General features: G+C 33.6%; 23 protein-coding genes. 11 read left to right on the top strand and 12 right to left on the bottom strand.

Annotated features, from left to right (window positions below; all coding sequences use genetic code 11):
- The first annotated feature begins 260 nt into the window (after nucleotides 1-260).
- Nucleotides 261-521 carry a CBS domain-containing protein gene (locus DSQ20_RS10605; protein WP_255458331.1) on the top strand — a complete coding sequence of 87 codons (261 nt, stop codon included), beginning with the start codon at nucleotides 261-263 and terminating at the stop codon, nucleotides 519-521.
- Nucleotides 518-2,071, top strand: a complete 1,554-nt coding sequence (locus DSQ20_RS03835; RefSeq protein ID WP_255458330.1) for a potassium transporter TrkG — start codon at nucleotides 518-520, stop codon at nucleotides 2,069-2,071. Before DSQ20_RS10605 ends, DSQ20_RS03835 begins: the two co-directional genes overlap by 4 nt.
- Before the next feature lie 221 nt (nucleotides 2,072-2,292).
- On the opposite strand, the gene DSQ20_RS03830 is transcribed toward DSQ20_RS03835, so the two are convergent.
- From DSQ20_RS03830 to DSQ20_RS03820, 3 genes are read right to left on the bottom strand one after another with little or no spacing between them, the layout of a single operon-like run.
- Nucleotides 2,293-2,598 (bottom strand): DUF3240 family protein, encoded by a 306-nt coding sequence (locus tag DSQ20_RS03830; protein WP_179366098.1) that lies wholly within the window; start codon nucleotides 2,596-2,598, stop codon nucleotides 2,293-2,295.
- Nucleotides 2,595-3,707 (bottom strand): sodium-dependent bicarbonate transport family permease, encoded by a 1,113-nt coding sequence (locus tag DSQ20_RS03825; RefSeq protein WP_179366097.1) that lies wholly within the window; start codon nucleotides 3,705-3,707, stop codon nucleotides 2,595-2,597. Before DSQ20_RS03825 ends, DSQ20_RS03830 begins: the two co-directional genes overlap by 4 nt.
- 21 nt (nucleotides 3,708-3,728) lie before the next feature.
- Complete coding sequence (locus tag DSQ20_RS03820; RefSeq protein ID WP_179366096.1) at nucleotides 3,729-3,998, bottom strand: DUF1059 domain-containing protein; 270 nt, start codon at nucleotides 3,996-3,998, stop codon at nucleotides 3,729-3,731.
- A gap of 177 nt (nucleotides 3,999-4,175) precedes the next feature.
- On the opposite strand from DSQ20_RS03820, the gene DSQ20_RS03815 reads away from it, so the two are divergent.
- Entirely contained in the window at nucleotides 4,176-4,706 is a 531-nt protein-coding gene (locus DSQ20_RS03815) for a hypothetical protein (RefSeq protein WP_179366095.1), read from the top strand.
- A gap of 86 nt (nucleotides 4,707-4,792) precedes the next feature.
- Here the strand turns inward: DSQ20_RS03815 and DSQ20_RS03810 are convergent, their stop codons facing one another.
- From DSQ20_RS03810 to DSQ20_RS03800, 3 genes are read right to left on the bottom strand one after another with little or no spacing between them, the layout of a single operon-like run.
- Nucleotides 4,793-6,178, bottom strand: coding sequence for a histidine kinase dimerization/phospho-acceptor domain-containing protein (locus tag DSQ20_RS03810; protein WP_255458329.1), 1,386 nt, complete (start codon nucleotides 6,176-6,178; stop codon nucleotides 4,793-4,795).
- 8 nt (nucleotides 6,179-6,186) lie between these two features.
- Nucleotides 6,187-6,555: a response regulator gene (locus DSQ20_RS03805; RefSeq protein WP_179366094.1), complete on the bottom strand. Its 369-nt coding sequence runs from the start codon at nucleotides 6,553-6,555 to the stop codon at nucleotides 6,187-6,189.
- 27 nt (nucleotides 6,556-6,582) lie between these two features.
- On the bottom strand, nucleotides 6,583-8,328 hold the full coding sequence (locus DSQ20_RS03800) for a sensor histidine kinase (protein ID WP_179366093.1): 1,746 nt from the start codon (nucleotides 8,326-8,328) through the stop codon (nucleotides 6,583-6,585).
- Nucleotides 8,329-8,721: 393 nt separating this feature from the next.
- On the opposite strand from DSQ20_RS03800, the gene DSQ20_RS03795 reads away from it, so the two are divergent.
- Nucleotides 8,722-9,030, top strand: a complete 309-nt coding sequence (locus tag DSQ20_RS03795; protein ID WP_179366092.1) for a hypothetical protein — start codon at nucleotides 8,722-8,724, stop codon at nucleotides 9,028-9,030.
- Between the two features lie 308 nt (nucleotides 9,031-9,338).
- Here the strand turns inward: DSQ20_RS03795 and DSQ20_RS03790 are convergent, their stop codons facing one another.
- On the bottom strand, nucleotides 9,339-12,161 hold the full coding sequence (locus tag DSQ20_RS03790) for a fibronectin type III domain-containing protein (protein WP_370464193.1): 2,823 nt from the start codon (nucleotides 12,159-12,161) through the stop codon (nucleotides 9,339-9,341).
- Between the two features lie 127 nt (nucleotides 12,162-12,288).
- Nucleotides 12,289-13,269, bottom strand: coding sequence for a TerC/Alx family metal homeostasis membrane protein (locus DSQ20_RS03785; protein ID WP_179366091.1), 981 nt, complete (start codon nucleotides 13,267-13,269; stop codon nucleotides 12,289-12,291).
- Nucleotides 13,270-13,743: 474 nt separating this feature from the next.
- Here DSQ20_RS03785 and DSQ20_RS03780 point away from each other — a divergent pair, with 474 nt between their 5' ends.
- The 5 genes from DSQ20_RS03780 (at nucleotide 13,744) to DSQ20_RS03760 (ending at nucleotide 17,726) form a co-directional block, all read left to right on the top strand.
- Entirely contained in the window at nucleotides 13,744-14,028 is a 285-nt protein-coding gene (locus DSQ20_RS03780; RefSeq protein WP_048110350.1) for a hypothetical protein, read from the top strand.
- Between the two features lie 20 nt (nucleotides 14,029-14,048).
- The gene (locus DSQ20_RS03775; RefSeq protein WP_179366090.1) at nucleotides 14,049-15,677 is read left to right on the top strand and encodes an FAD-dependent thymidylate synthase; all 1,629 of its coding nucleotides are present in this window, start codon (nucleotides 14,049-14,051) and stop codon (nucleotides 15,675-15,677) included.
- Nucleotides 15,678-15,712: 35 nt separating this feature from the next.
- Complete coding sequence (gene msrB / locus DSQ20_RS03770; RefSeq protein ID WP_179366089.1) at nucleotides 15,713-16,114, top strand: peptide-methionine (R)-S-oxide reductase MsrB; 402 nt, start codon at nucleotides 15,713-15,715, stop codon at nucleotides 16,112-16,114.
- Between the two features lie 128 nt (nucleotides 16,115-16,242).
- Nucleotides 16,243-17,253 carry a homoserine dehydrogenase gene (locus tag DSQ20_RS03765; RefSeq protein WP_179366088.1) on the top strand — a complete coding sequence of 337 codons (1,011 nt, stop codon included), beginning with the start codon at nucleotides 16,243-16,245 and terminating at the stop codon, nucleotides 17,251-17,253.
- Entirely contained in the window at nucleotides 17,250-17,726 is a 477-nt protein-coding gene (locus DSQ20_RS03760; RefSeq protein ID WP_179366087.1) for a PUA domain-containing protein, read from the top strand. The genes DSQ20_RS03765 and DSQ20_RS03760 overlap by 4 nt, the downstream gene beginning before the upstream one ends.
- A 233-nt stretch (nucleotides 17,727-17,959) precedes the next feature.
- Here DSQ20_RS03760 and DSQ20_RS03755 read toward each other — a convergent pair whose 3' ends face one another.
- Nucleotides 17,960-18,553 carry a proteasome subunit beta gene (locus tag DSQ20_RS03755; RefSeq protein ID WP_007550219.1) on the bottom strand — a complete coding sequence of 198 codons (594 nt, stop codon included), beginning with the start codon at nucleotides 18,551-18,553 and terminating at the stop codon, nucleotides 17,960-17,962.
- A gap of 96 nt (nucleotides 18,554-18,649) precedes the next feature.
- On the opposite strand from DSQ20_RS03755, the gene DSQ20_RS03750 reads away from it, so the two are divergent.
- A complete protein-coding gene (locus DSQ20_RS03750) occupies nucleotides 18,650-19,066 on the top strand; it encodes a DoxX family protein (protein WP_179366086.1) in 417 nt (138 codons plus the stop codon).
- Here the strand turns inward: DSQ20_RS03750 and DSQ20_RS03745 are convergent.
- From DSQ20_RS03745 to DSQ20_RS03735, 3 genes are read right to left on the bottom strand one after another with little or no spacing between them, the layout of a single operon-like run.
- Entirely contained in the window at nucleotides 19,063-20,412 is a 1,350-nt protein-coding gene (locus tag DSQ20_RS03745) for a M20/M25/M40 family metallo-hydrolase (RefSeq protein WP_179366085.1), read from the bottom strand. The two genes, DSQ20_RS03750 and DSQ20_RS03745, sit on opposite strands and share 4 nt — an antisense overlap.
- Before the next feature lie 5 nt (nucleotides 20,413-20,417).
- Entirely contained in the window at nucleotides 20,418-21,281 is an 864-nt protein-coding gene (locus tag DSQ20_RS03740) for an NAD(P)H-hydrate dehydratase (protein WP_179366084.1), read from the bottom strand.
- Between the two features lie 57 nt (nucleotides 21,282-21,338).
- Nucleotides 21,339-22,196 (bottom strand): tRNA (adenine-N1)-methyltransferase, encoded by an 858-nt coding sequence (locus DSQ20_RS03735; protein ID WP_179366083.1) that lies wholly within the window; start codon nucleotides 22,194-22,196, stop codon nucleotides 21,339-21,341.
- 105 nt (nucleotides 22,197-22,301) lie between these two features.
- Here DSQ20_RS03735 and DSQ20_RS03730 point away from each other — a divergent pair, with 105 nt between their 5' ends.
- Complete coding sequence (locus tag DSQ20_RS03730) at nucleotides 22,302-23,441, top strand: hypothetical protein (protein ID WP_179366082.1); 1,140 nt, start codon at nucleotides 22,302-22,304, stop codon at nucleotides 23,439-23,441.
- The last annotated feature ends 2 nt before the right edge of the window (nucleotides 23,442-23,443 follow it).

Below are 23,443 nucleotides of genomic sequence, written 5' to 3'. Positions count from 1 at the left end.
GAAGATTATTTGCATCCAAATACGAGTAATGAATTTTTCAATAAAAGTAAATAGTAATTACATTACGAATGTTACTTGAAACTATAGTCTTTACATATACGACAATATGTTGCTTTAAGATAAAATTTATGCATAACCATTCATCTATTCAATTTAGTTTTTAACTACGAAGTTTTGAATTCTGTGTAATTATCAAGAATACATTAGAAAAGATAAATTTCTTCAAAAATGATTTATTATTCATAAAACATACAAAAAACATGTCACACGCAAGCAAAAATTCTGTGACTAAGATTCTTGAAAGCAAGGTTTCTCAACACATGAGCTCAATATTTTTAAAACTTTTAGACTCTACTTCGATGCCAACTGCATGTGCCATAATGCAAAAAAAAGATAAAGATGAAATCATTGTTGTAAATAATGATGATGCCCCAATAGGGATTGTCACAGATCAAGACATACTAAAAAAATTGGAGAACAATATGCAAATCCAGTCAAGACAAGATTGGATGACATCATGACATTTCCTTTGATAGTAATCAAACATGATGATACATTACAAAATGCATTAAAGATCATGAGGGACAATAATGTAAGAAAGATTGCCGTCACAGGAGATGATGGAAAAATAGTTGGAATGATTTATCAGAGTATAATTTCGAATCTGGTCAGTCAATCAATAAGAAAACGTCCCAAGCAATCTTCTCTGTGGGGGGTCATATGGAATCTTGGGATAATTATGCAGTTTGCAGGTGCCTTGATGCTAGTGCCCGGAATTGTTGCAGCTGTACAAAGAGATTCAGCAGTTGCTTCGGGAATATTTCTAATGTCAATCATGCTTTTGGTCACTGGATTTTTCCTAAACTCTCATGGTGAGAAACAGCCCCTCACACTACGAGGAACTGCAATACTGGTGTTTTCAAGCTTTATGGCATTGGTATTATTTGGAATGATCCCGCAGTTGTTTGTAATTCCATTTGATACTGTAGACCCGCTTGAATTATTTGCAAATGGATTCCATGAAAGTGCCGCTGGGTTTACTACTGGAGGATTGTCAATAGTATCTCATCCAGAAGAACTTCCACGAACCTTTACATTTTATCGTGCATACACACAGTTTGTCGGAGGACTCAGTTTCATCTATCTGATTGTAACTGTGTTTTACTCAGAAACCCACCTGCGCAAAATGAAAGGCTTTATTTCCGGTCAGACATTGCATTTGCGAGAATTATTTTCAACAATTACCATCATATTTTCCATCTATGCGATAATAGCTGGTGCAGCTCTGTCTAGTCTAAGTGACAGAGACATATTTGATAATTTTGCCCTAGCATTAAGCGGTATATCTACTGGCGGTTGGATTCCAGACTCTCAATCTTTTCAGGGATTTACTCCGCCTGAATATTTGGTAATAATCATTATAATGATACTTGGAGCACTGCCGTTTAACTTTCATTACGCATTTGTAAGGGCAAAATTTCTTTCAATAGACATAACAAAAGAGATCATTGTTTATCTTTCTCTCTTGATAGTGCTTTGCATTATCTTTGCACTCTCAATGGATTCATCACCGTTAGATAGCATATTCAATATGGTGTCAGGCAGTACTACTACTGGTTATGCCACAATAAGCTTTGAAAAACTGGCTCCACTACCATTTACAGTAATGACAATTGCGATGATTATAGGGGCCTGTGGATTTTCAACGGGAGGAGGATTGAAAATATTTCGGCTTGTCACGTTTGCACAGATCAGATATATTTTCTACAGGGGATCACGTAACAAGTTATCTGAATCAAGCAAAAAAGACATCATTGCAGGAATCATAATACTTGGAGTTTCAATCATTATTCCTTTATTAATTGCAGGACATCTGGAATCAAGGGGTTATGATTTTCAAGACTCATTTTTTGATGGGGTTTCTGCAATTACAACTGTCGGACTAAGTACGGGTGTTCTAAGTGACGAATTGGATCCTCTAATGAAGATGGTTTTCGGATTCATGGCGATTCTAGGAAGGGTTGAGATAATTTTGATAGTGTACATGTTTGTTCCTAAACTCATGAAGTAATATTATTCTAGTATTGTTCCCCAACCACGTTCAACAAGTTTTTTTGCAGTTTCAGTAGTGCAAACAAGTTTTCCCTTTGCATTCTCAATCCAAACTTTATCTTTACAAATTATATCCTTAGGTATTATTTTGACATCTGTTGCAGGGCTTTGAAGTGACTCATCAGTATAAGATGCACCTGTGCCAATAATTGTAACATTTTCAGAATTTTTTTGACAATCTTAAGAAAATTTCTCTATACGGATCACACCAACATCATTAACATATGTCACTATAGCATAATCTGAAAACAGTGTTCTTGCAATCTCTTCTAATATGCGATATAGTTTCTCTTCTTGCAGAATTACTTCTAGTTTGATATTTTTTTCGTTTTGCAATCCTTGTCCACGAATGCCCTTAGAACCATTCCCACCAACCTCATAAAACGTGTATCCTGAGATATTGTTCTTTTCAAGAATATCTGTGATGTTTTTTTGTACAGGTGCCTCACAAATAATTGTCAATAGTTTGGTATTGTAGAGTTTCACTTCAAACCCTCACCAAAGTAGCTACTCAGGTCTAGCGTTTCAGGATTATGAAGGATTGTTGAAAGTATGAACATTGCAGGTAGCAACACAATCATGTTAAATGGAAATGTTATCCCAAGTGCAGATGTTATGTATAATCCTGGATTTGCCTTTCTTATTGCCGTTCTCAAAACAGATGGTGCTGCAATAAAAGAAGCACTAGCAAATAGTAGACCCAATAATACTGAACCACCAATACTTAATCCAATGTATGTAGATACAACTACTCCAACAATTCCATTAAAAGTTGGTACCGCTACAGAGAAAATTATTAAGAACTTGCCTGCTTTTTTTACATCCTCCAATTTTTGGCCAGTTATTATTCCCATTTCAATTAGAAATATCACTAAAGCTGGAAAAAATAGATCTTCAAATCCAATTTTTATAGATTGAAATCCACTTTCTCCGATAACATATCCAATAATGATTGCACCCAACAAAATTACAATAGCCTTTCCTGCGATAGTATTTTGCAATACTTGTTTCATTGATGCTTCATTATGTACTTCTCCGATTTCAACTGCAATGGAATCATCATTTGGAACTTGCTTTACATCTTCCAGAAGTTTTGTTTCATAATGTTTTGATTTTTTTTGGTTTTTTGTTATGGACATGTTTACTAAAAATACGCACAAAATCAGACTCACTGGTTCCAATACTGCCAAAATTACAGCCATAAATCCCTCTGATTGTTGATTTTGAGTTTTGAGAAACGACAACCCAACAGAAAAACTAGTGGCACCGACAGAACCGTATGCAGCTGCAATAGCATAGGAATCAAAAATGTTGAATTTACCAAGGCGTTTTAGTATTTGATAATGATTCACAGTCATTGCAATAGACAAACCAACCGCAACCAAAATCGGAATTATCATATTATCAAATCCCATCTTTCTCATCTCTAGTCCCCCATGCAATCCAATTACAGCAAGAAGGTAAATGGGTAAAAATTCTGAAATAGCATCAGGAATTTTTAAATCAGATTTTATACGTGTTGCAACTATTCCTAAAATAAAAAATAAGATCAATGGAGTAAGAAGACTAGATTGAATAATTGCAATAACATCCATCTGCTTAGTTCTCCTAGTTTTTTATGGAAAGTTTCTATGACCTATACGCCATTTATCTAATCTAAATGACTCAGAGTTATCAACACTTGCTGATTTTTCATTCTCGATAGATTCAAAATCATCCAGAGTATTTTGGATAGCTATAAAATCAAAGATGTCTTTTTTTGGATAATCTCGCCTGTGGCTAATTCGTACATGCTTTTCAAAGTCATTTGCTAATGTTTTTTGATCGTTGTTGTGTGCAATAAAATTACAATCAAAACCAATTTTTTTGCAAATTAACTTGTACATAAAAATAAGATATCGTGTATAGATATAATTTCTCAGTATACAGTGTGGGACACTGTAGCACAAATTATAACTCTAGTCAATTATGCCCAGATCAATCATAATTAATGTGAATCTTGATTGGGACATCATCTGTTTTTAATTAAATTAAAATGGTGTAATTATCAATCTCAGTTACTAATGATTCAGAAAAAAAGAGCACCCACAGAGCATGCTAGTTTTAGAATAAACACAAACACATTAGATAATTTAAAAAAAATATCAAAAGATCAGAAATTAAGTCTCAATACATATGTAAACCAAATTTTTGATTCTCATGTAAACTGGGATGTAAATGCTTCAGAGATAGGCTGGATCGTGATGCTAAAATCAGCCTCAACGGAGTTGATAAAACATGTTGATAATCAAACCATAATCAAAATTGCAAAAGATGCTGCAGAAAGTGGTGCAAAAGAAATTGCACTATCGATGCGAGGAAAATATGGTGTTAATGAGTGGATTTCTATTTTAAAAGAACGTGCAAAATCATCAGGATTTTCAATTAAGGAGTATAATGAAAAAAACAATACAAAATTAGTGATGTTTCATGAAATGGGTGAACAATGGTCTTTATTTTTTAAAACATATTATGAGACGATATTTTTTGATTTGGGTTCCAAGATAAAAACAGAATATACAGAAAATTCAATCATCATAGAACTCGAAGTTTAGAAATCATTCAAGATTCAATTCTTAGACAGATTGAACCGTTTTTGAAATTAAATATTTCTGATTCTTACTCATCAATAAAATATGAATCACTTCTCACATACAACTTCGCTTTTCTTTCCACCATCGTAGAGAGATATCATGGCATCAATGTTGCATTGAGAGATGTATGGATAATCTGTCTCAATTGTAGGATGCATAAGATCTTCGGGGGCTGTGGAGTGTGCTAGTCCTAGCGCATGTCCAAGCTCGTGTCTCAGTATGGTTTCAAACTGGGCTTTTGATAATTTGTCTGCTTCAAATATTGTAATCTCTGATTTTAGTATCTGATTTTGTACATCGTCTGCAATTGATTTTGTATACCCAGAATAACCGTCTCCGCTTTTCATAGTTGTAAGTCTGATTGTAATTTCCCCTTCGCCTTTTTGAGACTCTATCAAGTTGAATTTGTGGGGAATGTACATCTCAGTCGGATTCTTTGCTGCATCTGCAAGTGCTCCTGCCCATCCAACATAGTATGTAGATGTGACTCCCTTTGGACCCTTGTGCAGTAGCGAATCATCTATCTCAATTGACTCTTCTGATAAAAGTACAGTCCTGACAATTTCAGCCTTGTCGGGATATTTTTGACCATCAATTAGGTTGACGTTAAGAGTAGAGCCGTCAACTAGCCTCCATGAAAGCCATGTGTCTATAGTATCACCCCTAAGGTTTTGAATGACATATCCCGATTGCATGTTTCCAATATTGACTACCTTGTATTGTGAGCCTACAACGCTTACCACGTATGTAGAATATGCTACAAATCCCGCACTGACAATTATTGCAGATATTGCAATTACTATGAGGTTTTTTTTGGCAAGAAGGACATTTTTTCTTTCTTCGTCTTTTACGAGTTTATCTAAAAACAGTTCTTCTTGTCTTCCCTCTTTTTGGGTTTGACTCAATTTTGTCACAATATCTTGTAGTCGATGTATTATCTGTTTGTCTTGTTTTAGTTCATCATTTAAAAGGTCGTCTAACTTTTCCAGTAATACTTTTTCTTGTTCCACTTCTTTTAGACGGTGGCGGGACTCTTTATCTGATGAAATCTTATCTGCACTTTGCTGAAGGAGTTCTGTTATTTTTTGTTGCAATAGATTAGTGTTTGTTACAATGATGTCAAGCCTTTCTTTTTGTTGCTCATTTAAATTTCCAAATTTATTTTGTATTAGCATTTCCGAATACGTCTTTATCGGCACAAGTGGTGTACGCAGTTCATGATTAAGTGTACTTAAAAATACTTTATCGAATTTTGTTTTATCGGAGAGTATGCCACTTACAAGTTTTTCAGTAAGGTTATTTGTAGATTCAAGATTATCTATTATATCGGGTATTTGTACTGATTTATCTTGCTCATCACTATTGATTATCTGTTCTAGTTTTTTCTGAAATAAAATTATTTGTTGTAGTTCATTAATAATATGATCATCCATATTGATTGCTAATGCTTGATTTGAAACTGATTCATAAAGTCAAGTAATACATCAGGATCAATTGGTTTTTTTAGTATTGCTTTTACTCCCATGACTCTTAATTCATCTTCATACTCGCCAGATGGAGAAGATGCTGTAAGACACACTATGTTATGATCATTTATTTTTCCATTATTTTTTAAATGCATGACTACATCTCTGCCTGAAAATTCTGGCATCGCAAGATCAAGTATTGTCGCATCAAATTTCTGACCTTGTAATATTTCAAGTGCATTACGACCATCATTTGCAACTGTACACAGATGACCTTTTTTTGTAAAATATTTTGACATTATTTTTGTAATCTCTATATTATCATCAACCAATAAAAAATGCATATATTCATAATATGTGATTACATACTTTTAAGAATTTTGATTTTCAATAGGCAAACTAATGTGAACTGTTGTGCCTGTCTTACCATCGCTTTCAAGCCTGATTGAGCCTCCAAGCTTATCCATTATCTTCTTTGAGATGGCAAGCCCAAGTCCAGTCCCGCCGCTTTTTCTTCTCTCTGATGTGTCTATTTGATAAAATTTCTGAAACAATCCTTTTTGTTTTTCAGGAGGAATGCCAGAACCATTATCCTTGATGGATGCGGTCAATTCATTTTCTTTTCTCTCCACTACTATCTCAATTATTCCCGTGTTTTGAGGAATAAACTTTATAGAATTTCCTATTATGTTATCAAAGACTTGTCGTAGTCTTGTCTTGTCTGTATGTATGATAATTCCATGTGGATATTCTGTCTTAAATGACATCCCTTTGTCTGCCAAAACTTTTCTATAAGTAGAATCAAGATTGCCAAAAAATTCATCTGTTGATATAGATTCAAAATTAAATTTCATTTTATCTAGCTCTAGTTTTCTTACATCCATAATATCGCTAATGAGTGACTCAAGTTGCTTTGTATTTTTTTCAATAGATTCTATTGATTCTATCTGTTCTGCATTAAGTTCTCCTGTCATTCCTTTTTTTAATAAATTACAATTCCACAAGATAGGCATTAGAGGAGTCTTTAGCTCATGTGTAACCATTGCAGAGAATTCATCTTTTTGAACATCAATCTGTTTGATTTCTTCTGTTTTTAGCGCTAGTTCAGAGTTGTTTTGTTTTAGTCGGTCTGAAAGATGTATGTTTATATTTATTTTTCTTATCATAAAAAAACCAGATGTACTAGTGATTGCCACTATTGTCACGATCATTCCAAGTGTTTCATTTCTCAATGCTGTTGATGATACAAACACATCTTCATACGGTTGAATCGATATAACTGACCATTCATGAATCCCTACAGGTATAGTTTTGAATGCTATGAGGTGATCTTTTCCGTCTATTTCTTTTGTTATTACGCTGACTTCATTTTTTGATGGATGGTCAATCAAATCTAAGGTAAATTTTTTAATTTCAATGTCTGATTCTGATTTTCGAGAATCTACTACGATGTTATTATTGTGATCTACTATGAGAAAATATTCATTTTGTCCATGACTAATCTGGGATAATGATCTTTGAACCGCGCCAAGATCAAGTGCACCTACAAAGAGTCCATTCAAAGTGCGGTCAATATCATTGTGTATCGGGACTGCAATGGCTATTACATTGTGTTTTTCATTAGCAGAAACATATACCTCGCTTACATATGTAGAGCCTGTATCTATTGCACCTTGATACCAGTCCCTAAAAGCAAAATTTAACTGAGAGAGTTTAACTTGTGAGGAAAACGGTTCTAAAAAGTAGATGTCACCATTTGGCATGGCATAAAAAATGTACTCAAGTTCAAGTTTTTTATCAAACATGTTTCTTGCAATTTCTCTTTTTTCAATGTCTGCATCTTGTGGTATACCCTTTAACTGATCAGAAATCAAATTTGAATATGTCGGAGGGTTCGTCATTGGAGAAGTTTGACTGTACAATTCCATCAGACCAGTAACATACTGTAGTCTTAACGCAAAACGTGAAGATAATGCCTGTACTTCATTTGTTTTTGTTTTTGTTATTTCCTCATTCATTCGCTGAATTTCATTATTTGTGTAAATACACAGTAATCCTACAATTGCCACGGTAGTGACAACCATTACTATGATTGTTAATGCTACTTCTTTATCCAAAAATAAACCACAATTATCGGTATTACTACTAAATATTATGTATTGATTTGATTTATGAAAAACCATTTTTTGCCAATTTCATTTTATAATCATTTTCATATCTTCTTAAAATCCTTAAAAAAAGGTCAAATTGGTAGGTCCCCACCGTTACCCCCTTTCTATAATGAAAATATTCTATTTTTATGACATTTCTAAGGGATCAATATACCGTTAACTCATGCCTGAACCACTAGTTGTTGTAAAAAACATGTCCTGTCAAGTTAGTGTGATATTATTTTGACAGTAATTATACCAAGATATTTTACAAAAATAAAAAAAATAGCCTCATAAAAAAGTCAAATTTTAGACAATCAAAACTATTAATTTGAAAGATCAGTTCAGGTTAATTGTAAGATGAAACTGAGCATTGACGATACTAGAGAACTTGAAAATTTGCTACAAATAGCGACTAGTCAAATTCCAAAGTATTTCAATTTGGTAAATTCAACAAAAGAACAGTGGGATATTAAAAACATGCATGAATGTATTTTGGGAATGGTTCTTCAAAAATACATTCATGATTCGGGCCAATATCTAACAAACAAAAGAATTGATGAAAATCAACCAGGCACTGTGGAAAATACAATGAAACTATTTGATGCTGGAATTGAAATTTTTAATGAACATATTTCAGACATTAAAAGACAGATTTATGAGAACTGATATTATTTTTAGTCTCTGATTGGTTTGATAAAACTAACAAAGATTAGAATAATTTTTGATTTATCGTTGGAAAAACAAAATAACAAACCATAACTTGATGAGTATCACCATACAACATTCTCAATACAATTCTGAATTTTATAAATTAGCAAAAATGAGTTTGCCAGAAATTAAAGAATATGTAAACAATAACTACCCAAGAGCAAAAGCAAATTTCTTTATGAAATACAAATTACAACAATATGCATTATTTTTGTCAAATCCAAAAATTCATGCATAAAATTTAAGATTAAAATATTTTAATTAGTCTACCAGAATTGCCACCAAGGTTTTAGTTTTGGTTTGGGCATATCAACAATAGTACATATGCCATCAATTAATTTTGTTCCAGGTCCACATATTCCAAATTTTGGTTCATCCGTTTTTGGTGTATCGGTTTTTGGTTCGTCCGTTTTTGGTTCATCAGATTTTGGTTTGTCTAATCCAACTGCTTCATAAATCGAAGAGTATTCTGGGAAGTTATCATCAAACCATTTTTTGTAACTTGGTTCATTGTTGTATCTGTCAACATATGATTGTGGATCCTTTGAAGTATCAACAAATGGAGCTAATCCTTTTGGTGCATCTAATCCAACTGCTTCATAAATCGAAGAGTATTCTGGGAAGTTATCATCAAACCATTTTTTGTAACTTGGTTCATTATTGTATCTGTCAACATATGATTGGGGATCTCTTGTAGGATCCACAAATGAAGCTATTTCTAGTTTAACAGGTTCATCTATAGGATCATCTTTTGGTGGTCCTGGCTCTTTGATAGGATCAGATTTTTTGATAGAGTCATTGACAGTAATTGTAATTGATTGTCTATCACTTAACGAGCCTAGATTTGCTACAATATCAAAGATGTAGGCTTTTCCACCTTGCGTATCATTTGGAGTCCAACTAAACATTCCGTTGTTTTGATTAATTGAAGCACCAGCTGGAGGATTTTTCTCCAAACTAAACACCATGCCACTCATAGAGGGATCAGTTAACTTTACAGCAAAAGAAAGTAGTTTACCTTCGTCGATAGTTAATTTACCTAAAGGATTTATTTTCAATGTAGTAGTAGGAATTGTTGTAACTTCATTAGATGCCGTACTAGTACCAGCAGCATTTATTGCATATACTTTGTATGTATACTTTGAATTTGCGATAAGGTTTGTATGAGAATATGTAGTCGATGTACTATTTGTATTTGCTACCAACACAGAGTAAGAGCCAGAATCTTTTTTCATCTCAATTTTGTAACCAGTGATAGGAGTATTGCCAGTAGAAGAAGGTGGACTCCATGAGAGATTAATCTGAGTAGATGAAGTACTTGTTGCAGTTAATTTTATTGGAGGTGAGGAAATTTGTATTACAGCAGAATTTGAAGATGTTTGCGTTTGAGGAACATCGATAGAGGTTGTTTTAGGGGTAGCTGTTGCAGTGTTTGATGGCTCTGTAACGCCATAACCAATATTTGCTCTAACTACAAATGAATATGATTTATCAGTTGTTAAGTTATTGACAGTGTATGTAGTTGTTTTACTATTTGTTGAACCAAGATTATCATAGACATCAGGTCCGACTACGCGTTGAATTGTATATCCACCAATACTTTGTCCAAATGTGTTTGATGGAGCTTGCCATGAAAGTCTAATTTGGTTTGGAGAAATTGCAGTTGCAAGCAATCCACTTGGAACAGTAGTCTCTGCAGGTTTTACTGATGAACTAGAAGACGGAGTACTTGTTCCTTTAGAGTTTATTGCATATACTTGATAAGTGTAAGTGTTGCTAGAGTCTAGACCTTCATGAAGAAATGATGTTGATGTACTCTTAGTATCTGCAATTAAAACAGTATATGCAGTGGTTGCTGTTTTGTAATCAATTCTGTAACCAGTTACTGCAGGAGAGCCAGTAGATAAAACAGGTTCGTCCCAAGTTAACAGTACAGATGTTGGAGAAACTGGAGATGTTTTTAAATTCTTTGGAGGACCAGAAGTTTGTGAAGCAGATACGAGTGTAAATGCCTGAATTCTACTGTTGTCAGTATCTGCAACATATAGTAAATTATGGGTAGTATCTAATGCGAGTCCCAATGGAGAATCAAATTTTCCGTCAGCAGTACCCAAAGATCCAAACTTTTCTACAAAACATACACCGTCAACAACTTTGCTTGTACCGCTAGCACATGTTGTATCAGTAGTTAGTTTGAATATTTGGATTCGGTTATTGTCAGTATCTGCAACATAAAGCAAATCATTTGTTGAATCAACTGCTAGACCTGATGGAGAATCAAATTTTCCGTCAGCAGTACCTGCAGAGCCAAACTTTTTGATATAACATATTCCATCCACAGCTTTTGTAGTACCTGCCGGACATGTTGTTCCCGTAACAAGTTTGAATGCTATGATTCGATCATTGCCAGTATCAGAAACATATAGAGTTTCTTCACTGTCATCAATAATCATATGGGATGGATTCGTTAGAGTTTCAGTGCCATTGAATGTTTTAAAATTAATTATAAAAGTCCCAGTAGAATCAAAGACAGATATGGAATCAGTTTCAACACTAGATGCAAAAATTTTCTTTGTAGATTTTTGTATAGCAATTCCCTGGGCAGACCCTAGATACTCGGGTTTTGTATTATCAGAAGAGCCAAATTTTGATTCAAATTGACCATCGCCGTCATCAAATCTTTGAACTCGTTCATTATCAGAATCAATAACAAAGAAATTTCCAATCCCATCTAAAACTCCACTAAATGGATTGTTGAATTGACCATCGCCATCGCTGTCTGCTCCATCTGCGTCATCATTGCAGTTTTGAATGGAAGTCATATTACAAAATGTACCAAATTTGTAATCATAATCCCCATCATCATCAAATACGATGATTCTGTGATTATCAGTATCTGTAACATAGATGGATTTACCGTCACTGCTTACATCAACATCATGTGGATTTTTTAGTTGATTATTTGCAGTTCCAAAAGTACCAAATTTAAAAGAAAATGTAGGTTCAGCATATGCCATTTGTACTGATACAATACTAATCAGCAACAATACACCAAAACACAGACCAACTGATGATTTTCTATTCAACATACATGTATCCAATTGAGTTTAAATTTAATAAATAAGATAATAAATTTCACTACCCATTTGATCAATTCAGGTTAACATTTGATCAATTTAGGTTAACATTTAGCATATAACACAAATAATTTAGGAATTATTCAGATTTTGTAGTTTTTGGTTTTTTTAGCAATGAAGCAACCATCACAGTTACAAGAATGACAAATACAATAATCAAAGAAGTCACAGTTTCAATATGATAGAATTCAGAGATTATCATCTTAGTTCCAATGAATATCAAAAGTACGATTAATCCAGGTTTCAGATAATGGAATCGTTCCATCATGCCACCAATCAAAAAGTAAAGTGCCCTTAAACCCAATATAGCGAATACGTTTGATGTTATTACGATAAATGGATCTCGAGTAATTGCCAAGACAGCAGGAATAGAGTCCATTGCAAATACCAAATCAGTCAGCTCAATTATTGCAAGTGCTACTAACAATGGAGTGGCATGCATTACACCATTGATGGACACAAGGAATTTGTTGCCAACCAAGTTTAGGTTAACAGGCATGAATTTTTTTAAAATTCTGACTGCAATGTTTTTTTCAAGTTCAATTTTTTTCTCTTCTTTTTGAAGGATCATTCTAATGGATGTAAACCAAAGTAATCCACCAAAAATATAGATCATCCAATGGAAATTATCTAGCAAAGAGGCACCAACCAGAATTAGTGCAATTCTCATCACAATTGCACTGAGAATGCCAACAGAGAGAACTCTATGCTGATATTTATGAGGGATTCCAAGAGTAGTGAAAACTAGTAAAAATACAAACATGTTATCTACACTAAGAGATTTTTCCAAAGCATAGCCAGTTACAAATTCAATCATCTTATCATTACCAAGTGCAAAATAGATCATTCCTGCAAAAATTCCTGCAAGTGAAATCCAAGTAATAGTCCAACCAAGTGCCTCTTTGGTAGACATTACATGTTCTAATTCAGATGATGATGCTTTAGTCAATTTTCTTTTTATTTTATGAATCAATCCAAGATCAATTGCAATAGTTACTGAAAGAATTGCAAAAAAGATAACCCATAGTTCAAGTGTAACTATACCAGATTCTATTGGCAAATTGATAGCTCTGATTTAGGCATAATTATAAACTAATCTTGAAAATTATTCTTCAGACAATACAAAGGAGCCACCAGAGGTCTAACATAAAAAAACATATCACTTTAGTAATAAAGAGATTAGAAGGGCATGAATCTTCTAATCGGTTAAAACTAGATGGTGTGAGGTAATGGTCGAAAAAACCTCAACCCATCTAATAACAAGAATATCTCAAATTAGAATAAAAGACTCGCGTAGAAATTATCAGTATGATCTAAATACTAAATCATCAAAAAAACAATAATTGGGACTTTCACCAAACAACTAACCGTTTTTGGTCTTAAGATCCAATAATATTTTTAAGATAATTTTTTTATTCATTATATCACACATACAAATCAGTAATTTCATGCCTAAATCCACATAATTTATGTAAAAAGAAAACTCAGAAAAAAATTTAGAAATTTTAAAATTTAGCATTGTATGAAAAAAATCATGATCCAAAAAGAAGAATTAGAACAGATTTTGAATTTCGTAGGACAAAGATGGTTAGAAGTAACAAAAGACCCATCTAACAAACTAATGGAGACATTACCAAGTAATTTTTGGATGAATTCCGTAGGAGGAAAGGCAGGAAAGGGCAGGTGGGTAACTGCATTAATGTATACAGAAAATGAGGGAGATGCCAATGCATTCAAAGAAGTATTGTTAAGATGGCAATCAAAAGGACAAGAAAAAAATAAAGCACCCGATCTAATTCAAATTGGGAAAAAGAAATAGACTATTAATAATTGGAAATCATGACAATCATATTGTCAGAATTTTCAAGTAATGAAAAAAAGATTTTATCAGACCATTTTTCAAATACTGACGGAAATGTTTTTGCAATAATCACACCAAGACAAGTTGATCGTGGCGCATTAATGTCAAGATACAGCAGAACAGACAAAAATATGCGCAGAATTTTCTTAGATGAGTTTTTACAAAATGAGAATAGGGGGGAGGAATTTTACAATCGAGTTCTGTTAGAATATGGAGATGATTCGGTAGCAGAGCTTGGAGAAGCACAAATTGCAATTGAAGGTCTTTCCAATATTGCAGTTAAAAAAATTGAAGATAGAAGAATAGGATTATCATATTTAGAAAAATCATCAAGATATGTAGCATGGAATAAAAAAATTAACGGAGAATACAGATTCTACAAAGATTCACAACTAATGAACTCAAGATTTGCTGATTTGTATTTGGAGACATGTAATTTTTCATTTGATATGTATTCAAACAATATAGAACCAATGATAAAATACATACGAGAAAAATATCCAATTGAAAAATACACTTTCAAAGATTCAAAAGATGGAAAAGAAAAAGCATTCTCCAAACTAAAAGAGGAAAAAGACATCAAATCAGCAAATATGATTTACAATGGCTCAACAAAAGCAAAAGCGTTAGACATTTTGCGTGGTCTTTTACCTGCATCAACTTTAACAAACGTGGGAATTACAGGAAATGGTCGTGCTTTTGAGTATCTCCTTACAGTACTTGGGGCATCAGAACTTGAAGAAGAGCAAAATTTAGCCTCAACAATCAAAAAAGAGCTAGATGTTACAATCAAGGCTTTTGTCAAAAGAGCTGATGATAAATACGGTAAAGCATTCCAGACTTACCTTCAAGAGTTGAAAAAAGCATCTAAAAGCATAGCAAAAGGAATCAAACCAAAAATAATTTCAGGAGTTAAAACACAGTTAGTAGATTATGAATTAGAAAAAACAGCCATAGACAAAATCATTACCAGTATAATCTATGAGCAATCTCCAAGCACATCATATCTTAACATAATGCAACAAGTAAAAAAATTACCACAGACTAAAAAAATAAAGATAATTGAATCGTTTGCAAAATTGAGAAAAAATAGACGTCATAGACCGTCCAGAGCATTTGAGAGCGTATACTACACTTTTGATTTACTAAATAATTTTGGAATGTTCAGAGATTTTCACAGACACAGAGCATTGACGCTAGAAAGACAATTGCTTACAACAGATCATGGATATAATACGCCAAATGAGATCAAAGTTTTAGGGATTGAAAAAGACTATCATGAATGCATGAATAAGACAAGATACACATTTGATAAAATCAGAAAAAAATATCCAGAACAGGGGCAGTATGTTGTAAACTTTGCATATAATTATCCATATTTTATGAAATTTAATCTCAGAGAAGCTTGTCATTTAATTGAGTTAAGAACAGTACCACAAGGACATATTGACTATAGACAAGTTGCACAACAAATGTTCAAAGAGATAAACAAAGTCCATCCAAATTTAAGCAAGATAATGAGATTTGTAGATTTAAAAGAATATGATTTGGAGAGATTTGAATCAGAAAAAAGAACAGAGGAAAAAAGAAAGAAGCTTAAAAAATAGAAAATATTCTAATATAATCACAAAGAGAGAAAATCATGGCTGACAAGATTGAAAAAACACAACAAGAATGGAAAGAGGTACTGACACCAGACCAATTTGAAGTTTGCATCAATAAAGGAACTGAGCCACCTTTTTCAGGAAAATATTACAAAAACAAGGAAAAAGGCACTTACAAATGCGTTTGTTGTGGAGAACCATTATTCACATCAGATACAAAGTATGATTCAGGTTCTGGATGGCCAAGTTTTTGGCAACCTCTTTCAGATGAAAAAATTGAATACATATCAGATAGTGCTTACGGAATGATACGAACTGAAGTAAACTGTAAAAAGTGTGGTGCACATTTAGGTCATGTTTTTGATGATGGTCCTAAACCAACCAACCTCAGATACTGCATTAACTCAATTTCACTGGATCTTGAGAAAAAAGATGAGTGAGTGCATCAATATCAGGCACTCTTAAGCACAGATTGAATAACATGCAAAAATTATTAATAAAACACAATCAATGATAAGAAAATCAAAGAAATGAATTACAATAATAAATCAAGAAGGAATGAAAGGATTTGAGAATAATACTTTGTGGATTTGGTGTTGTTGGCCAAAGTTTAGTAAAATTATTTGATTCAAGATCAGAGGATCTTTATGCAGAATATGGATTAAAACCAAGAGTAGTAGGTGTGTTTGATAGCAAAGGCAGTGCAGTTGATAGCTCAGGATTAGAATTAGAGAAATTAATTGAAGTAAAGAAAAAAACTGGAACTGTAAAAAATTATGCAAATACAAAAAACAACATGTCGGGAATAGACATGATCAAAAACTTGGATGCAGATGTTGTCATAGAAACTACTGCTAGTAATTACAAAGATGCAGAACCTGGAATGACACACATAGTAACAGCAATGAAAAGGGGCATGCATGTAATATCAGTAAACAAGGGCCCGTTAGCATTAGCATTTCCATCATTGATGGAATTAGCCATTTACAATCAAGTCATCTTCAAATTCAGTGGAACCGTAGGTGGAGGAACGCCAATTTTAGATTATGCAAAAAATAGCCTTAGAGGAGAAAGAATCAGCTCATTTTCAGGGATACTAAATGGAACGACAAATTACATCCTAACTAACATGGCAAATGGACTGTCATTTGAGACTGCCCTAAAAGATGCCAAGAATAAAGGGTATGTGGAGGCAGATGAGTCCCTAGATTTGGATGGACTAGATGCAGCTGCAAAATTAGTGATTCTTGCAAACTGGGTAATGGATATGAAAGTAACAATGCCAGATATCAATTGTAAAGGAATTCGTAATGTTACAGAAGAAGATATCAAAAAAGCTAGAAAAAATAATTGCGCTATCAAATTAATTGCTTCATGTAACAAAGAGCTCATAGTAGAACCAAAGGAAGTCTCAGTAGATGATCCATTATGTGTCAATGGAACATTAAATGCAATTGCATTCACATCAGAACATTCCGGCACGCAAACAATTATCGGAAAAGGCGCCGGAGGAATGGAAACAGCAAGTTCTATCCTAAGAGATTTGTTAGACATCAGACAAGAGATAGTAAAAATTTGAAATCCAACCTAATTTCAAAGAGTGAAACCGCTACACTTCTAAAAACAGTCACAGAAAAATGGGGAATGGAGTTTCCAAAAATAAAAAATCTCAAAGTGCATGAGATTGCAGATGATGCGCAGATAATTATGGGTCAGGGGATAAAAATTTTAAAAATTAATGATGAATATCTCCCATTTTTGTCAGAAACTCAAATGCTTGAAAAATTTCCGCATGTTACAGTAGACATGGGAGCTGTGAAATTCATGTGTAAAGGAGCAAATGTAATGAGACCAGGAATCAAAACCCATGATGAGTTTGAAAAAGAAAAAATTGTCTGCATCGTTGAAGAGTCACAACACAAGTTTCTTGCAGTAGGAAAATCATTGGTATCAAGTGCAGAATTAGAAAAGATGGAAAAAGGCGAAGTCATAAAAAATATGCACTATATATCAGACAAGTTTTGGGAAATTGGAAAAACGATTTACGAATAATCTATTTTGATCTTTTAATATTGAAAACTTCATGAGTTCTTACAGAAGTTGGATGAATTTGAGAATAGTGAAACAGACAGACAGAGTTTGAAGTACAGCTGCAATGATGGATACTGCTCATAATTTTTGAATGGAAATACTTTGATATGGCAAATGAAATCTAGATATTTTTACTTTAAAGTAAATTTACAGTAATAATTAGAAATCAAAATTACTAAACGTTGTATTTTTAATTAGATTTTCTCAGTGAATTCTTTAGTACCGTCTTTTGTAACAACGAGGATATCAAGTCCATCACCGCTTGCGGAGTCTCGAAGTGCTGCAGATCTAACAGCTCGTTTTGCCAAATCAATTGCTTCTTCTTGTGTCATATTTGGTTTGAATTGCGGATCTAAAACACCTAATGCCATTTCAGCACCAGTTCCAACTGCAGCGTATTCATCGGGAAGAACAGAGCCCAATGGGTCCAATGTATACAAGATAGGTTTGTCAACCACACCACCGACAATTACCTGAGTCAGTAATGGGAAATATCGTCTTTCATACATCATATTTGACATCATTTTAGCAACAGTATTTGGAGGAACGTCTCTTTTGAGTTCCATTTTTCTAATTTTAGCAAGTGCCGCAATCTGTAATGTTAAAATCTGCATATCAGCTACCAGGCCGGCACATGCAGCACCAACTTTTGAAGTAATTGAAAATGTCTTTTTTGAAGATTTACTTACAAGAAAGTTACCAAATGCGATCCTTTTTTCACTTGCAAGAACTATGCCACCATTAAAAGTAATTCCCACAGCTGTTGCTCCGGGCATGTACATAGACATAATTCAAATGATTTCACAGCATAATAAAGGGCTTTCTCCTTTTTTGATTCAAAATATGGATAAAATATTTTATATGGTAAAAAACAGAATTTCGTGTTGACTGAATCCAGCATCCACAATACAAAGCTAAATGAGATTACAAATTGGGGCATTAGAGCCGCAATAGGAGTAGTTTTCATCGTACAAGGATCTGGAAAATTTAATCCAGGATTTGCAGGGATGCTTGGTAATCTGGGCATACCAGTAGAGATGCAGATCCCAATTGCACTTGCAGAATTAATTTCAGGAATATTACTAATCATAGGAGTATTTACTAGACTGTCTGCATCAATGATTGCAATAATTATGCTTGGAGCAATATTCGTAGTAAAAGAAGCTTCCAACATTACAGGAAATGGAGGATACGCAATTGATCTCGTCATATTAGGAGGGGCATTACTAATAATCACAGCAGGTCCGGGAAGAATATCACTGGCACATGTTATCAAAAAATTACCTAGATGCTTACACTAGTCTTTTCCAAATTTTTCCATAATAAGATAAATGCATTTTGTAGTTTTTTTCAGTAAATCGATTCTAGTAAATTCATTTGGAGAGTGGATACGAGCAAACATGTAGGTACTGCCAATAGAGATGCATGGCGCATGTAATACATTTACAAAAGAATGCATGGGACCAGTGCCAGCATTTGAAACATTAATGATTGATTTTCCAAAAGATTGATCAGCTGCTTCTTTTACTTTAGTTACAAACGGATCAATAGGATTTGTTCGGGCAGCAGCTTCACCATGATAAATTTTGACAGATACATCTCCAAATCCTTTTGATTTCAAGTGTTTTTTTAGTCTAAGAACCTGTTTTTTTGGATCCATTTTAGGAACCAGTCTAAAATCAATTTTCACTAAAGCAGTACCAGGAAGAACTGTTTTTGCACCATCTCCCGTATATCCTGAAACAAATCCAGCAATATTGCAAGTAGCGCCACCAACAAGGGCTTTTTTTGCATTCAATCCCTTTAGATTTCCTACAAATGATTTCACTCCAAATTCTTTTTTGAAAGATTGTTCGTCAAATGGCTCTTTTGATATTATCTCCAAATCTTGTTTAGATAGAGGGGTTGTTTCTTTATACCAGTCTTTAATGAGAATTTTTCCATCAGAATCTCTCAATGTTTGAACAGCTTCAATTAATCGCCATGCTGGATTTTTTATCAATACTGCCAAACTGGAATGTGCATCACGAATTGATTCTTTTACAGACAGTTCAACGTACAATAATCCTTTCATCCCAAGACCGATAATTGGTCTATTTTGTGAATCAACATAACCAAATTCCCAAATTACACCATCACATGAAAATTTCTTTTGGTATTTTTTTAGATAATCATCAATGTGTGCACTTCCTGTTTCTTCCTCACCTTCGATTACAAATTTAATATTGCATGGAACATCACCGGTAGTTTTTAGAGATGCTTCAACTGCCTTTATTCGAGTGATTAATTCGCCTTTATCATCAGATGAACCCCTTCCAAAAATTTTGTTTCCTTTTATTTTTCCACTGAATGGAGGATCATCCCACAAATCAAATGGCTCTACTGGTTGAACATCGTAATGATTGTAAAACATCAAAGTCTTGTTTGGATTTTTCTTTGATTTTACTTCACCATATACCAAGGGTGCCACATTTTTCAGTCTCAAGATTTCAGATTTGATTCCAGACTTTTCTAGTATTTTTTTGACTAATTGTGCGCATTCTTCAATTCCCTCATTTTTTGCAGAAACACTTGGTTGCTGAATTAGTGTTTGTAATTCAGAGACTAATCGTGGCATATGACTATCAATGTGCTTTAAGGCATTCATTTTACTCACACAATTCTATCAAAGGGCTTCATTGCATTTGCAAGCTCATCTAATAGATCCATAGAGGTCATATGCAACCCAAATTTCTTTTGAGTTGCTTTGCCTGCCAATCCATTGATAAAAGTTGCAGCAACTGCAGACTCTAATGCATTACGATTCTTTGAGAGCATTCCAGCCACTAATCCAGACAAGACATCTCCAGTTCCACCTACAGTCATTCCAGGAGTTTTTTTCTCATTAAGATATGTCGTAGTACCATCAGAAATTATATCAGTTGCACCTTTAAGCAACACAACAATTCCATTATCCTTAGCATTTTTTTCAACTAGGTTGATTCTTTCCTTTTTAGAATCAGATGGAGCAATCCCAAATAATCGCTTAAATTCACCAGCATGCGGAGTCACTACAACATTTTTGTCAGACAATAGTGGCAATACTTCAGGAACAAGTGCACTTGCATCCAATGAAAGTCGAACATCTCTATCTAAAAGAGACTTTATCAAAAGCAACAAAGACCCACGTTCTTGAACTGCTAGTCCCATTCCAATTGTTGCAGAATCTAATTTGTGAGGTAATGCACCAAGAAGTTTGTTAACAGCCCCTCGAGTTAATTTTTGATCAACTAGAGGAATTACAATCAGATTTGGAGATATCGCTCTAGTGGGAGTTACATTTACTTTTGGAACTGATGTGTATACTAGATCAACTCCACACCGCAATGCTGCAATTGATGACAGAATTGGTGCGCCATGATAGATGTAGCTGCCTCCAATAACTAAAACAGTTCCATTATCACCTTTACGAGATTTTGCTTTTCTTGCAGGGATGAATTTTTTAACTTGAGTAGCAGTAATTAATTTTCTAACCAATACCAAGTATTCTAGAGATAGAGGAATAAATCTTGTTTTAATCTAAAAATATGCAAATTAGGTGGATTCAGCATCAGATTCAACGTCAGAGACAGTCTCAGATTCAACAAAAGAATCAGATTTTTTCTTTGAGCCTCTACCAAAAAATGCCTTTCGGGCATAACATAGGTACGTTGTATGACCAATACCTTGGAATGAATGTCTAGTTTTTCCTTCACGTGCTTCGATTGTTCTTATGATGTGTTCGGTGGATTCAATGTCAGTAAATTCATTTTCAACTAGGGCGATAGTTAATTTTTCAAGTTGATTCATGGTAGGACAAATTGCAAAGATAGCGCCACTTCCTTTAAGCATTTTACGAACTTGCGGCAGAACAGTCCAAGGATCCCCAAGATCAATTAAAGCCACATCAGCTTCTTCGACAGGAAGTTTCTTTGAAGTTTTCAAATCAAGTTTTTGCTGAGTGACATACTTTGACATTCCTGCTTTTTTGATATTTTTTTCAGCTATTTTCATAAAATTATCATCAACGTCAAAAGTATAGACATGCCCCCTAGGTTTTACAATACTTGCAATAAAGGAAGTAAGTGAACCGCTGCCAGTACCAATCTCGAGAATTTTTTGACCGCTACCAATTCCAGCTCTTGCAATAATGTAGCCAATGTCTTTAGGATATACTATTTGTGTGCCATGCTGAATTTTCATGACATAGTCATACATTGTGGGTTCAATTAGATAGACGTACTTGTCTTTGTTAGTGACTAGTCTAGAGCCATACTCTTTTCCAATAGCATCAGCATGTTTTATCACACCTATATGAGTATGAAGTGAGTCTTTTTTGGAAATTTTAACAAGCCATTTTTTTGAGTGGTTAAAGTAAAACAACACGTAAGAGTTTTGCTTAATTTTTGCCATATAGTTTTCCTGAAAATTTTAGATAAGAATCTACTGCTTGAACTAAAAGTAAAACACAGTATCTAATGGGATAATCATTAAAAAGAGGCAAAGCATAGGAACAGAGTGAAAAAAGCTATCGTAGTTTTCTTATCAATGATGTTAATTTCATTTTCATATTCTTTGAATAATGATGATGTTTATGGATTAGATCTAAAACAAGAAAAACAAAACATTGTAGAGAGTTTAGAAGATTTAAAAAATAACCATGCCATTTCTAAAAAATCTAAAAAACATATCGATGATGCAATTCAAAAAATAAACGAGAGTCTTGATGAAAAATATTGGAAAAATGGTTCAGAATTAAATATCAAAGAAGGAGAAAAAGTTCTAAATTTAGATAAAAATTCGATTAACAAACTAGATAGCATTTTAGAAGATAAAAAAGAATCATCCATCATCAAAAATGAAATTTTTATGATCAACCTAAAGATTGCAGAAATCGATAAGATACTAGTAGATAATGCAATTACCAGCATTCAAGAAATAATTATGAGTGAAAAGGGATTAAAAAAACTAGATAAAGCAATACAAAATTTTGAGCAAGGAGATGAATTTTTGGATAATAGCGATTATGATAAAGCAATGAAAAAATTTCTAAAGTCATGGGATCTAATTAAACAGTCACTAAAAGATCCTAATGTAAAAAAAATGAAAATGATAGAATTTGAAGGGAAAGGAGATTTTAATTTTGATGGCATACCAGACGTATATTTGAAATTAGTTGATGTAGATAAAGCAAACAAACCAAAACAGGTTAAGATCAAGATCACTGGAGAATGTGTTAACGGAGTAATTCATGATGATGCATCAATGAAGATAGGATTTTCAACTCAAGAAAATCTATCAATAGTATTTTTTGATGAAGAGTTTACAGCTACCAATAAATGGTTCAAAAAATATGATCCAGATAAGAAGATCAATCCAGTTGTAATTACTACAGTAGCAGAATATTTTTCATTTCCAAGTAGTGGAGATGACTTGATTCAAATGAATTCTGGAAATGAATTTGGTTCTTTTGAATTTACGAATCAACCAATAGGTGAGATCGGAGAACAGACAGGCTGGACAGGGGAATTTGCATTTAATGGCGAACCTGGAGATTACTCCTTGAGATTCTTTTTACCTCTTACCGAACCAACAAATGAAGGAGATAGTTGTAATTTTATAAGTTCGTTTTCAATTCCTACCACAATTAATCCATGATC

It is taken from the genome of Nitrosarchaeum sp. AC2 (assembly GCF_013407385.1).
GTDB lineage: Archaea > Thermoproteota > Nitrososphaeria > Nitrososphaerales > Nitrosopumilaceae > Nitrosarchaeum > Nitrosarchaeum koreense.
Note: the sequence above shows the minus strand (reverse complement) of the source record. Positions and strands in the feature narration are given on the sequence as shown.